The following is a 13751-nucleotide window of genomic DNA, read 5'->3' as shown; positions in this document are numbered from 1 at the left end:
ATTTAAACGGTTAAAGCACTTCAAATTCAATTCGACGGTTTTTACGACGTCCATCTGCTGTTGTATTATCAGCAACGGGTTGGCTAGAACCCTTACCTTCCGTACTCAAACGGTCGGCAGCAATACTTTTACCGACCAGATAACTTTGTACCGCTGCAGCACGCTGCTGACTTAACACCGTATTTTTATTGGCATCACCAGAGCTATCGGTATGTCCAATAATTTTGACTTTCTTGCCGCCAACCTTGTTTAAAGCTACCGCCATTTCATCGAGAATCTGTTGCCCTGCCGCGGTCAGGATTGCACTGCCTGATTCAAATTCAATGATTCGATTCTTAAGTGCATCATCGATAATTTTTTGCTCAGCCTGATTCACAGAAAGCTGTGCATTAAAACGATAAGGTTGCTGGACTAAAGCCTGAAAATTATTGGTAGTCGGCTGAATATCATTAGGATCGGTCATTTTTCCCGTTAATTCAACCTGTGTTCCTCTCACGCGCAATTGCCCCTGTTTGACCTTTTTCAAGTCAGGTGTAATTACACGAGTTACGGAATCACTCCATCCATTTGGCGCTGAAACTGGACGAACTTGTATTTTATCGACCACTTGATCTGCACCATAAACAGACTGCATCTTGACCAGTATTGCCTGTTTGCTGGCATCATTCGGCACCACACCTTCCACGACGATTGGAGCCGCATTCAGCACTGCACTCTGGCCGAAGATGGTTAAACCAAAGACCAAACCAGCCCATAAAGATTTCGAATTATTTCTCATATTTATTCATCTAAAAAAGTTTGTCGAAATAGCTTTAAGCCTTGGTTAAGGCTCATCTGACGCTGACAAAGTGATTGTTCGAGTGTAGCAAGGCCAGCATTTTGCTCCAGATAAGCATCGATCCATTGCGCCTGAATCAATGAAACCCAGTGTTCACTCTGCATATTCTGGGTAAAGATATCGCTCAATGCCATGATGTCTGCGCCCTGAAAACCAATAAATAGAATTGGTTCCTCACGATGCAAGATACCAATCAGGATTTCGGTGTTGTTAATTCCTAAGAATCGTCCAATCATACCCACCCAAAAGGCAGCAATTTCATAGCAATACATATGATTATTGATCGGCAGGATCAATACCTTGTTTAAGCGACTGGTGCCATTCTTTAAAATCGGTTGCAGTAATAGCCCCAGACCAATCATGCTTTGCGCAAGTTCATAGACATTGATCTTCATCAATTGCGCAAATGAGTGCATGGTGTGGTTTTCATAGAAACCATTACATTCGGTCGGCGTAAATAACTGAACCGTGTTTGGCAGATTATTCAGCTTTTCCAGCATGATATTGGTATCACGGATACTGCGTAATACCCGATTACGCTGAAACAGATCAACCAATACCGACTTGTAATAATACGGCGCCAGCAAAAGATTCTGATACGGTTGTTCGACTTCCAGTAGCTGGCTTAACACCATCGGAAATGCTCGCCCTGAGCTGTCCTGACTGGCAATCAGGTTGGCGGCCAGAAACATCGGCTCAGCAGGATTGGCGATAAAGAAATCCAAGGCAGGCAAAGACTCATAACGTTGTTTGAAGTCAGGCGCACGCATGGCATGTTCAAGTGCTTCTGTGATCCATTGATCAAGCACCTGAATCAACGCATATTGTCCTTTGGATTTTAGAAAGTCACCACGCGCGGGTGTCTTTCCGTAATACAAAGGTGTCGTCTTTACTTGTTGCATCCCAGCACCTCCTGATGTTCCGTGATTGTCCCTAACATTACGGTGTTACCCCTGGCTGAGCAGGTGCAGCTGGTTGTGGTTTAGGTGCAGCACCCGCAGGTGTTGCCTGCGCAGAAACCACACGTACCGCTTTCTCTGTCACCACTTTATCTACCAGTTGCAGGCCAGCATAACCACGGCTTGAGCCGATATTGCCTGAGCTATTACCACTAATCAGGCGGAAGTTCACTTTTAAGGTTAACGATGGTTCAGCTTTGCTGGTCCATGTCATTTCAAAGCTACCATTTTGCTCTTTACGCTGTGCTGCATCGATCAAACGGTTAATCCCATATTCACCTGGTTCTTCGAAAATGGTATGGGTCTTGCCTTCAAGATCCACTGCTGTAATGCGTGCACCTGGAATCGCCCCCTGATTTGGCCATACGAAGTTCACCCATTGCTGAATGCCATTTTCAAACACCATACGCTGACCATCGATATCAATGGTGTACGACAAGTACTGTGGATTTGGTAATGGATAGAACTGGAAGTTCGACTGATTTGACACAGGTGCAGCGGCTGGCTGATCCAGACTACCAGTTGCCATACCATTAATTGGTGCGACATATTGCTGGAACGCCATCACAAATTGCGGGTTCAGACTAATGCCCAAGTCTTTCCAGGTTTTAGAAGTCAACACATAGCCACGGCGAATCACAAATGGATCTAAGGCTTCTTTGACAAAGCGTGCAATGCTACCTGTTTCACCAAAGATCTGACCAATTTCATTACTGGTTGCTTGCAAAGTCACACTTGAGTTAAATGGATACTTCTGGCTCAAATTGGTTTTGAATGGTTGATACGCCTGAATGCCCCACAATTTGTTTAACTCATCTTGTGTCGGTGCAATCAAGCTGGCAAATGATTGTGTCAACGGTCCCATCAACAGCTTTTGCAATAACTGCTGATCGGTATCTTTAAGACCTACCATCATTTTCTCATCCACATATTTTTGGGTGATGTTGAAAACTGAAGTTTGGTCATTGATGGTTTGTTTCACCAAGGCCATCGCGCTTGGGCCAATCTCGCCTGCTGTTTTCAGATCATTGAACTTGCTGCGTACTTGCGCAAGATTATTCATGTATTCATCAAACAGAGATTTATCTTGTAAATCATCGCGCTTACGCACCAGTTGATAGAACATCTGGTACTCTTGAGAAATCGCACCCTGCGCTTTATTCACCGCTTGGGCAGCCGCTTTGTCATCCGAGTTGTTCAATACTTTTCGCTTGAACCAAGCCACAAAACCTTTTTCAGGTACAGCAAGCTCAGCCTGTACAATCGGATTATCCCAGTTGGTCTCGATAGCAATACGCTGCAATAACGTACGGATTGGTGAGTTCTGTGGTTCACCCAAGATATCAATGGTTTTGACTTGCTGGCTAAACTGATCGGCTTTGGCATAATAAATACCGCTCAGAAACTTCTTCCATTCCGTCACATATTCCTGCTTATACAATGCAACCAGTTGTTTACGAATCTGCTCTGGGCTACCAGAGAAGGTTAAATCATCAGATTGACGGCTATTCAACACCCAGTCTTTACTGTCTGTTGGTTTATTCGCAGCTTCATCAATCGCTTTTTCAACATATTCATCCCATGCTTTTTGTGTAAACACACCTGGTAATGCATAGCTGCCCAATACAATTGAACGGTTTTGCTCACCGACGATCTGTCCCACTGTCACCGCAGGGAAACGGACTGCTGCACGCATCTTGATTTCGTTATAAACACGATCACGTGCTGGCATGCCGCGAATGACTGACAAGAGTACCTGACGTGTTTGATCAACCACTTGCGCGTCTGTTTCAAGCACAGGGAAACCTTCCTGATTTGCCAATGTCATGGCATAAGAAAGAATTTTTTCCGCATCCTGAATCATTTCACCACGCGGCATCTGACCACGGTTGGCATCTAGCCAAGAACGCCAGAAACGCGATACTTGATCACTTAAATGACTGCTATCCATATATTCTGGATTGCTCATCATTAAGTAGGCTTTTAATGCATTATAAGCATCTTGCGGATTACTGTCCGAAGGCTCCAGATATTGTTGAGTCTTGGCAACCTGTTTGATTTCCACATTAACGTGGTTGGCTTTCAGGGTTGCTTCATTATTTTTTACACGTTGCAGATACTGAGCAATATTTTGTTGGGTCGGCGTCAGAACAATCTGCTTGATCCCTTTTAAGTATTCTGCTTTTAAGCTCTCACGCAACTGATTGCCTTGGTACAAACCAAAGCTGAATTTGAGTGGACGATGATCGTTGAACTCATCCAGCTGTTGCAAGCGTTCCTGCAAGATCAGTAAAGCTTCAAGCTGGGTTGAAAGCTGTTGACCTGAGGCTTTTTCCAAATGCACCACTTTATCTAAATCGGCCTGCACATCTGCAATCAATTGCTGGTTATTGCGATATGACCACACCCATACACCCAAGACCAGTGAAACGCCCACCAGTGCTGCAATAAACCCAATATAGCGCTGACGCTTTTTCGCAGGATTAATATGCTGTTTGACCAAGTCCTTATCTCGCAAAATAACATTGGAGAATAGACCTTGTAAGAAATAGCCGTGATTTGGTGCAAGAGATGGACTCACGCCCTCCTGACCATTGGCCTGAATCTGCTGAAGCTGGAACTCTTGTGCAATATTTTCCGTCATTGGACTTTCAATAATGCCTTCCTGCAAAGCACTAGTGAAATAAAAACCACGGAACACAGGTTGGAACTGATACGGGTTATCTTCAAACAAAGTGCCGATAAAGCTTTTTAATGCAGGTTTTAAGGTTTTAAATTCCAGTGGGAATGTCATCACACTTGGAGAAATATTTTGCGAATGACGACGACTTAAATGCGTGGTGCTGACGCTTTTGAGACCATCGTAAAGAATGCTGTAATGTTTTTCGAATAATTCGACGGCATTCTGAGATGAGTTTTGCTCATACGGCAGCGTTGCGCCCCAAGCCTGATTGTATTCCTGTGATTCATAACAATCGAAGAACTCCGTAAAACCTGCAATCAAGTCCATTTTAGAGAACACTAGATAAACAGGAACAACAACTTCAAGTCGCTCGGTTAAATCCTGAATACGGGCACGTAAATTCTTGGCTAGTTTCAATGAGTTTTCAGGACTTTGGCTGATCAATTCAGCAATACTGACAATCACGATCAGACCATTCACAGGTGCCTTAGAACGGTTCTTCTTCAAGATATTTAAGAAACCCAACCATTCAGAATGATCTTCCGAGTACACCGAATAACGGCCTGCGGTATCGAGCAAGATCCCTTCTGTTGAGAAGAACCAGTCACAGTTACGTGTACCGCTCAACCCAGCTGACACCATCTTTTGATGGGTTTCTTCAAATGGGAACTTTAATCCAGAATTATAAATTGCCGAACTCTTACCTGCGGCTGGGTTACCAATCACCATATACCAAGGCAATTCGTATAAAGCGGCATTGCCCTTTTTATCGCCCAGTTTAGATTTGCGAATCAACTGGATCGATTCTTTCATCTGCTGCTGGATTAGCTGTAGTTCGGCTTTATCTTTTTGTTGTCCGTATTCAGCCTTGCTGTCCTGCTCAATCGCATTGGCAAGTTCCTCACCTTGTTCCGCATGGCGTTTTCGCTGGATCAACCAGTAAATTCCATACACAATCAGGCCAAAAGCATAAGTCGCCGCCAGCGCCCAGAAGATATGACGCGGAATCGACGAATATGAAGAAATAAGCGCCACAAATAAGGACAAAGCAATGATTGCCTTAGGATTAGTGATGTACTGCCACAGATAACCTAAAATGGTATACATTGAGTTCTCAAATTCTTAATAAAGTTAATCAATCAGCAATTGCTACACTTTCCTGATCTGGTGAGATCTCTGGGAAAGTTTGAATAAATGCTTTTAAATTTTGTCCATAAACAAAGGCAACCTGTTGATCTGGAAGATGTGCCCCCAACATCAATCCAAAAACTTTTGCCACGTTCTGGGTATTCCCAGCAGCAGGTTTACAATATAAATAATGATGCTGCTCTACTGGGCTTTGTGCAAAAAACTGATCCAGCTTTTTGACCACCTTGATATCGGTGCCATCCTCGACCACCAGTACAAAAGGTTCTTCATCTTGGTATTGTGGTAAATCATGTATTTCTAGCTCTTTGAATATTTGGTCTAAATTATTTTGATGAGAGACCAGCTTTAACGTTTTTAAAGGCTGTTGCTGTAGCAGCTGTACATCTGGATGCGCCACACAACTACTACCGACAAATTCAGCAGGCGTATAGGCACTCAAGCCCCATACCTTTTCATCTACGATTTCCTGATCAATTTCCGAGTCTGCAGTAATGATCAATGAAATTTCATTGGGCTGCTTTTGAATCCGTTCGATTAACTCGACCACATTCTGATCCGTCGATGCTGCACTGATAAAATGATATTCAATATGGAATTTTTGTGGAATGATGCCCAGATCATAGAAAATCGTCTGGATCATTTCATTACTACTTTGGTCATTCCATGTATGAACAACATCCTCAGACAGCAAAATATGTAAATTTAACTTATCTAAGCGGTAAACCTGTTCGATCTGAATCTCTTCACTGTGCTCTTCTCCTGAAAAACTCGGGTCAATCCATGCAGGATGCATACGATATTCATGCAAATTCTGGCTTTCATAAAACAGACTAGACCGTTTTAAATGGTCTGAAATAGAAACTAGAATATCACTGTGCTGTTCAATCTGATGCTGAATCAGCGCCATGATCCGCTGTTGCCGAATAGATAAAAACTGCGATTCATCCTCTTCATCCTGACGGACTTGCTGATCCAGCTCTTCAATACGATAGGATAAAATCGGCAATCCCTGAAAGCTCAATAAATGTGGATCGAGCTGTGGACTGGCAAATTCTTTAATCCCTGTCAGGATGGCATCATTTTCACCCAATGCACTATAAGCGGCAGCGGAATACAAATTAACATTCAACCACTTACTTTCTTGCGCGACAGGTGCTTGCTCATCTTCTGCTGTATTGTTATTTTGCTCAGCGGCCAAAGCTTGTTGCTTTTTCTCTTTATATTTTTGGTAGCCTTTATAAATCAACCAAGGCGAAAGCAATACAAATGTAATGACAATAGGCAGAATCAGGAAGTAATTGATAAGATCGGCTGATTCAGGTAAATATTGCGTATCTCTCCAATAGAAGATCACAATCAGTGCAACCAGAATAAAACAGGTGATTAAAGTCGCGAGTATTTTCTTGATCATTATGCAGCTCCTAAAAGCGCATAACGCGTTTCACTGTTATGTTGTAACTGTACCGATGGCATTAAAAATGCACCCTGCCCCAAGCCCATTTCATGGGATGAATCCAGACAAATCGGACTGATTTCATTTTTATCAAGAATTAACCGCACATCAATAAAAAGTGTCGGACTGCACCAGGTCTGAATCAGATCTTTTAATTTTTTATTTAGCGGCTGATTCGGTAAAAAAGCCAGATATTGTTCGCGGCTTAGTGGGCCAATTTGAATTTCAATTTTCCCGTCAATTTGCTCAACGGTATCCCCGCAGAAAGTATTAATGCCCAGTAAACTTGGATGACTACCGCCCAAAGTGGTTTTCTGTTCATCGCCCAACTGGAATTTTTCTTTGATAAATTCCTGAATCTGCACTTGGGTATCAAAGACACGTCCCAAAATGGTTTTCAAAGCATGCGCAGTATTATTCTGTCCCTGCATCAAGCCAGAAAATTCAGCAAAATATTCATCCAGATCATGCTGTTCGTGCTGGGAACGAATATAACCATTTAAGGCATGTAAAATATCGAGATAATGATTTTTTTGCTCAATCTCATAGCGAACAGGGAGATTATAGGCAATGCTGGCATCAACATATTTTGTCGTGAGTTTATGGTTAAACAAGCCTAAAAATGCTTTGATTTCCTGACGTTGCTGACGCGAACTCTGCTTTAATTTATTGGTATAGGTATAAGGTAGTGCGCCCTGTGTACCAGTGAGGCCGACCACCAGATTGGTTAAATGAATACGCTCATCCTGATAGCTCAGCTCTTCAATTTCGGTCGCAGGGAAACTTAGGCTGAATGACGTTCCAAACTTAAAGTCATCAGACCAGTCCTGCTGACGAGATGGTACAGGTAAATGACGTAATAAACGCGTCGACTGAATAAACTCAAATGAGCCTGCTTTTTTAAAAATCTGGTCGACTACAGAAGAGTCTTGCCACCAACGTTCTGCACGCATTGGTATATCTCCTGCTGATTAAGACTGTCTTTCACGACCACATCGACAAAACTGTTAATCTGAACTTTCAGATTAAAAATATGGCTAAGCAATTGACTGAAAATATATAAACTATGGCCTCTAAATACGCTCTTGTTGACGGCAAGTTCGGCTTTAACCCCGCGAATAAACATCGGGAAAGGTTTAGAGTTCACCAGTTTATTGGTGGTTGAAAAGCTGAGCTGCTTGAGCGCATCAATGAGTAAAATATTTTCTTTTGAATGCGGTAAATTATATAAGGCCAACAGCTCTTTAACATGACTCAAGGCATCCCCTTTCATCAATGCTAAAGTATTGAGTGAAAGATGGGAAATAATACGCCACTGTTCATTTTTATTTTTGTCAAAATGGAAAGGCGATGTCGGACGCTTTAAAATCAATGCGCGTCGCGCCAGACTGCTGTCATTCAGATTCAGGATATTATTACTTTGGCTTAAAGCCTCATGCGGCAAATCACCGTTTGAGCAAAGTAAGCGAGTACTAATAAAATCTGATTTAATTTCATAAGGTTTCAAATGTTTTGAAACGATTGAATAGCCCATTTGTGTAGTTTTATTTTGTGCAGGCACGTAATTCAGTGAATAAAAGAACTGTACTTTATCGTTTTGGTAATGACTCATCGCAAAAAATGGCAATACAGGAAGATGAGTTTGTTCCTGATTGGTTTTCTCACGCACCATATTCATTTCAATCACAGAATAGACCTGATAAAGCTCAGGATGATGCGCATCGGTGATCAATGGATATTGTAATTGGGTATGGGAAATTTTCTGCGGCTCAGCCTGTTTTTCAAAAAGATTGATGGCAGGTGTGGTAAATAACTTAAAGTTTGCGATATTCAGTTCAGAGTAATTCCGTACCACCGCCTGATCATTTAAATTCAGTTTGAGATGAATCAGGATTTCAAACTGATTTTGCTGGTTAAGCAATCCTTTTAAGCGGCTTAAATCCAGATTCAGATAATTGAATTTTTCAGGGAAGCAAAAATATTCCATCAGTAAACGATAAGCATGATGGGTATGCTGATCAATCGGTAACAGGCTTTCCTGTTCAGTAAAACCCATCACTTCAAATGGATTACTGATTTCTACCACGCGCTGCCCAACACGTAGGGCAAAGCCAGTATCCTTACGGAAAATACTGTCCAGAACCTGCAACGGAAAGTTCGAAATTGCATCCAGATAAATCGGCAATTTCTCATCCAGTATCCACTTTTGTGCATCATTAAAAATTTCAAATTTCAGGCTCAAGGTAGCATTCTGGTTCAAATGCATGTGAGTACTTGGCGAGGTTTGAAACTCTAACTGCGTCAATGAAATCGGCAATAAGCGAACATCATTGGTGGTATTAAACTCGCATTGAACCCCTTTAAAGCTACGCGATTTCAAAGCTGTTTTTTGCGGAATAATATGGGCAGCCGTAAGCTGTTTTAGTTTATTAATATCTTCAAAACTAACAACCGTACACGCGGGAAAATGACGTAAATATTGAGGAAACATCACCTCAAACAAAGAATGGGTAAATACGTCGTAACTGTCTTCTAATTTTTTATCAATACGTGCAGCGATCAGGGAAAAAGCTTGAATTAACCGTTCAATATGCGGGTCATCAATCTGTTCCTGATTTAAGGAAAGTCGCTGCGCAATTTTTGGATACTTCTGCGCAAACTCTCTGGATTGTTGACCGAATTCTTGTAGTTGTTTTTCATAATACGGTAAAAGTTGCTCTATCACAGTTCGCTCACACTAAGTTCTGGCAGAAATAACATATTGTTGTGTTGTGGGTTTGAGTAAAGCGTCAAAGAACACCGGCTCATATAAAGGATGTATGTTTAAGTAAGCTTGAATGCTTAAACAAAGTGAACCCATATTGTGACCATCTAATAACATTTCTACTTTTATCTGTCTCAATCTTGGCTCATGTGCTGCAATTGACTGCTCAATTGACTGGCAAATTTTATCCCGATCTAGGGGATTGGCTGTTGATAGGCCAACGAAGTCGATAATTCCAAACTGCAAGATCGATTTCTTGGCGAGTGGATATTCATCCATATCACGATCAAATTGTGCAATTCGACTATTGAGCAAGTCTTCCAGATCACGAGCGACAGACTCTCGTAATTGCTGAATCGACATTCCTCTTAAATAATCTTCCTGCTCAGGCACCAGACGATCAAACAAAGTTGACCGAAAACCGTAAGGATATAAATGATCTAAATTCATTTTTTAAGAACAATATCTTGGAAAAATAGAGGCTAATAGGCAACTATTAACCTCTACTAGAACATCACGATTTCTATTACGCAGCGTATGAAGCTGTGTTGTTAGAAAGTGACCATTTCTTAGTAACAGCACCTTTCGCAGTACCGTTAATGTCTTGTTGGTTATATGTCCACTCAACAGCAGCATATTTCAAACCAAATGTTTCAGTAGGAACGCCTTCCTCATTCACAGTTGGAGTTACACTTGAAACAAGAACGTGTTTCAATTTGATTTGTAAGTACTTGATACGCTTGTCACCATTTGCACGGTAGTAATCGATTTGTACTTCATCAAATGTATAACCAGCTGAACAAGCTTCCCAAAGTTTTGGACTAGTTGCATCCAAATCTTTAACGAAGATCATGTCTGAGTGTTCAACACGTTCAGCAGTATGACCACCAACGCTACTTGAAGTTGCAGATTTTGGTTGACGAATGTTATGAGACCAAGAGTTAACTTCAAGCCAACCTTTGTGTTCAGAATCGCGAGATTCTCCGTCTACCTTGTACTTGCCACGAAACTCAACATATATATCTTTCATTTAAAAATTACCTCTATTTTATTTAAAGTTATTATCTAGCTGATCTCATTGTTAATTTGAGGACTGAGGTAGTTCAGTCACGAGTCGTAAAGAAACAGACAACTCATCCAGCTGGAAATGTGGTCTTAAGAAAACCACAGACTTGTAGTGACCCGGTTGAGCTGGATCTTCTACAACTTTTACAGATGCCTCACGAAGCGGATATTGTGCTTTTGCTTCTTGAGATGCACCATCATCTAGCAAGACATATTGAGATAACCATTCATTTAAGAAGGCTTCAACATTGCCCGCAGATGCAAAACTTCCGACTTTGTCACGCATCATTGCTTTTAAGTAATGTGCAATACGTGAAACTGCCATGATGTACTGGATCTGGCTCGAAAGTGCAGAGTTGGCATTGGCCGTATCGCTGTCATATTTCTTCGGTTTCTGCGTCGATTGCGCGCCAAAGAAAGCAGCGTAGTCTGTATTTTTACAGTGAACGAGAGGGATAAAACCAAGATCACTCAGTTCTTTCTCACGACGGTCTGTAATTGCAATTTCAGTTGGACATTTAAATACCACTTCGCCATCTGAGGTCTTGAAGGTATGTACTGGCAAGCCTTCAACTAGACCACCACCCTCTACACCACGAATCGCAGCACACCAGCCATGCATATCAAATGCATTGGTTAAACGTGTACCAAAGGCATATGCCGCATTCATCCATAAATAATCATCATGGTTTTCACCAGAGACATCTTCGATGAAGTTGAAACCTTCAGTCGCAGTCCCTTCTTTTGGATGGTATGGCAGACGACCCAAGACATGTGGCATGGTCAATGCAACGTAACGTGAATCTTCACTGTCACGGAAAGAACGCCATTGAACATATTCCGCTGTTTCAAAGATTTTTGAAACATCACGTGGACGATCAATATCAGTAAATGATTCAAGGCCTAAAATACTTGGGCTTGCAGCTGAAACAAATGGTGCATGTGCCGCAGCAGCAACATGAGAGATTTGTTCCAGTAAATACATATCTGATGGCGTACGATCGAACTCGAAATCACCAATCAGGGCCGCATACGGTGCACCACCGAATGAGCCATACTCTTCTTCATAAATCTTTTTGAATAGTGTGCTTTGATCGAAATCAGTAGCACCCTGAAAGTCTTTCACCAACTCTTTTTTCGTCGTATTTAACATACGAATCTTGATCATTGAGTTAGAAGGTGTTTCTTGGCAGAAGTAGTAAAGACCACGCCATGTCGATTCAATTTTCTGGAATTGCTCATGGTGCATGATCTCGCTAAGCTGATTCGAAATTAATGCATCAATTTCAGCAATACGCTTATCAATCGATAGGGTCATGTTCTCAGAAACCGTAATGGTTCCCGCCATCACTTCTTTCGCGAGCTCGCCAATCAGACTTTTTGCACGAACATGCTCATCATCATTACGTGCAATACGGCTTTGCTCAACGATTGAGTCAAGTAGATTCGCTGATTCAGCTTCTACATTATTTGCCGCAGCAGCAGCTTGTAAATTACTCATTGTCAGCCTCCGCACTCAATTGACGGATTTGATCAGTATTTTTCAATACTTCATCTAACAAGTCTTCTAAACGTTCACTGTTTGAAATCTTGTTGCGCAAATCAGTTAAACGCTCACGCGCAGCAACCAGTTTACGTAATGGATCGACTTGTTGTACAACTTGCTCTGGGCGGAAGTCTTCCATTGAATTAAACGTTAAATCAACAGACATGCGACCACCCTCTTCAGTCAAGGTATTCTCAACTTGAAAAGCTGCGCGTGGCGCGAGTGATTCCATAACTTCATCAATGTTATCGAGGTCGACATTGATAAATTTCTTATCTTTTAATTTGGTTTTCTCTAACTCAGATGCTGCTGAGAAGTCACCCATAACGCCGACAACAAAAGGGAGTTCTTTTGACTCTTTGCCATCACCAACTTCAACATCATATGTCAGCTGAACACGAGGAGGACGTATGCGTTGCAGTTTCTTCTGTACGCTTTCTCTCTTTGCCATAACTTTCTACCCTTGCTTATTATTTCAACGAATCAAAAGGATTCGAACCTGTCTTTTGAACAGTATTTGGTTGTTTAGTAACTGCTGGTGTCGCAGGCGCCTGTCGTTTAGGCGCAGCTGTACGAGTTACATTATTACGTGCTGGTTGGGTTGTAGGTGCTTTTCTGTTTGTTGTACGTCGAGTATTTGTATTCGACGACGTATTTCGAACCTCTTTTTTCAAAGATTCGTCAGTAATTGCTTTACTGGTTGAGGTATCAGGTGCTGGTACCGCCGCACGGATATTGTCACTCAACTGTTTTGCAGGTGGGTAAGTCAATTCATTACTTAAGTAACGCATTTCACTTGAGCGCATATGCTGAAGTGCTTCATTGGCAAGTTCAACACTCGCTAGAAAAGCAACATCGGTTAACGCCGCGCCACGTACATTTTGCTCTTGTAATTGTGTTGCCAGTTTCAAAGCATTCATTGGCTGCTTGATTTCATACATGCGCATTGCTGCTTGAGCTAACAGGTCATTGACGCGTGAAGCATTATCTTTATCACAAACTTGTTGATAAATTCCCAATAGCGTTTGATCCGTTTGGTTCGCCACCAACGGATTCTGTTTAATACATTTGCTTTTTAATTTAATTGGTTTCGCCGCCTGCTCTTCAGCATAAACTGAATTGCCGATTAAACCAGTCGCTATACAAAGAATTGATATTACAATACCTTTTTTCAAAATATGCCTCGTCATTATTTAACTTATAATTGAAGAGCTGACAATTATTGTTAAAAAACCCTCTTACTCGTCAATTTTTGTACATTTACATCATTTCCGCGAATTTAACAAAAAAAACA

Annotated in this window: 11 protein-coding genes; all 11 read right to left on the bottom strand. The window is 41.7% G+C overall.

Translation table 11 applies throughout. The features are described from left to right. Window positions 1-10: 10 nt before the first annotated feature. The 11 genes from PJ15_RS15115 to PJ15_RS15065 all read right to left on the bottom strand — a co-directional run bounded on the left by PJ15_RS15115 (window position 11) and on the right by PJ15_RS15065 (window position 13632). On the bottom strand, window positions 11-778 hold the full coding sequence (locus PJ15_RS15115) for an OmpA family protein (RefSeq protein WP_047432199.1): 768 nt from the start codon (window positions 776-778) through the stop codon (window positions 11-13). A gap of 2 nt (window positions 779-780) precedes the next feature. Then, a complete protein-coding gene (gene tagF, locus PJ15_RS15110) occupies window positions 781-1740 on the bottom strand; it encodes a type VI secretion system-associated protein TagF (protein ID WP_005256630.1) in 960 nt (319 codons plus the stop codon). A gap of 37 nt (window positions 1741-1777) precedes the next feature. Further along, the gene (tssM, locus tag PJ15_RS15105) at window positions 1778-5587 is read right to left on the bottom strand and encodes a type VI secretion system membrane subunit TssM (RefSeq protein WP_047432195.1); all 3810 of its coding nucleotides are present in this window, start codon (window positions 5585-5587) and stop codon (window positions 1778-1780) included. 28 nt (window positions 5588-5615) lie between these two features. After that, window positions 5616-7040, bottom strand: coding sequence for a hypothetical protein (locus PJ15_RS15100; protein ID WP_005256627.1), 1425 nt, complete (start codon window positions 7038-7040; stop codon window positions 5616-5618). Next, window positions 7040-8035, bottom strand: a complete 996-nt coding sequence (tssG, locus tag PJ15_RS15095; RefSeq protein WP_047432192.1) for a type VI secretion system baseplate subunit TssG — start codon at window positions 8033-8035, stop codon at window positions 7040-7042. Before tssG ends, PJ15_RS15100 begins: the two co-directional genes overlap by 1 nt. After that, window positions 7999-9807: a type VI secretion system baseplate subunit TssF gene (gene tssF, locus PJ15_RS15090; protein ID WP_047432189.1), complete on the bottom strand. Its 1809-nt coding sequence runs from the start codon at window positions 9805-9807 to the stop codon at window positions 7999-8001. Before tssF ends, tssG begins: the two co-directional genes overlap by 37 nt. 12 nt (window positions 9808-9819) lie before the next feature. Further along, window positions 9820-10296, bottom strand: coding sequence for a type VI secretion system baseplate subunit TssE (gene tssE, locus PJ15_RS15085; protein WP_004771197.1), 477 nt, complete (start codon window positions 10294-10296; stop codon window positions 9820-9822). Window positions 10297-10372: 76 nt separating this feature from the next. Then, window positions 10373-10876 (bottom strand): Hcp family type VI secretion system effector, encoded by a 504-nt coding sequence (locus PJ15_RS15080; protein WP_004654761.1) that lies wholly within the window; start codon window positions 10874-10876, stop codon window positions 10373-10375. Between the two features lie 51 nt (window positions 10877-10927). Then, the gene (tssC, locus tag PJ15_RS15075) at window positions 10928-12412 is read right to left on the bottom strand and encodes a type VI secretion system contractile sheath large subunit (protein WP_005256620.1); all 1485 of its coding nucleotides are present in this window, start codon (window positions 12410-12412) and stop codon (window positions 10928-10930) included. Further along, entirely contained in the window at window positions 12405-12908 is a 504-nt protein-coding gene (tssB, locus tag PJ15_RS15070) for a type VI secretion system contractile sheath small subunit (RefSeq protein ID WP_004771195.1), read from the bottom strand. The genes tssC and tssB overlap by 8 nt, the downstream gene beginning before the upstream one ends. A 19-nt stretch (window positions 12909-12927) precedes the next feature. Further along, a complete protein-coding gene (locus PJ15_RS15065; protein ID WP_005256612.1) occupies window positions 12928-13632 on the bottom strand; it encodes a hypothetical protein in 705 nt (234 codons plus the stop codon). Between the last annotated feature and the right edge of the window lie 119 nt (window positions 13633-13751).

Origin of the sequence: Acinetobacter sp. neg1 (genome assembly GCF_000788125.1) — a bacterium.
Taxonomy (GTDB): Bacteria; Pseudomonadota; Gammaproteobacteria; order Pseudomonadales; family Moraxellaceae; genus Acinetobacter; species Acinetobacter vivianii.
This window is presented reverse-complemented; position numbering and strand designations above follow the sequence as displayed.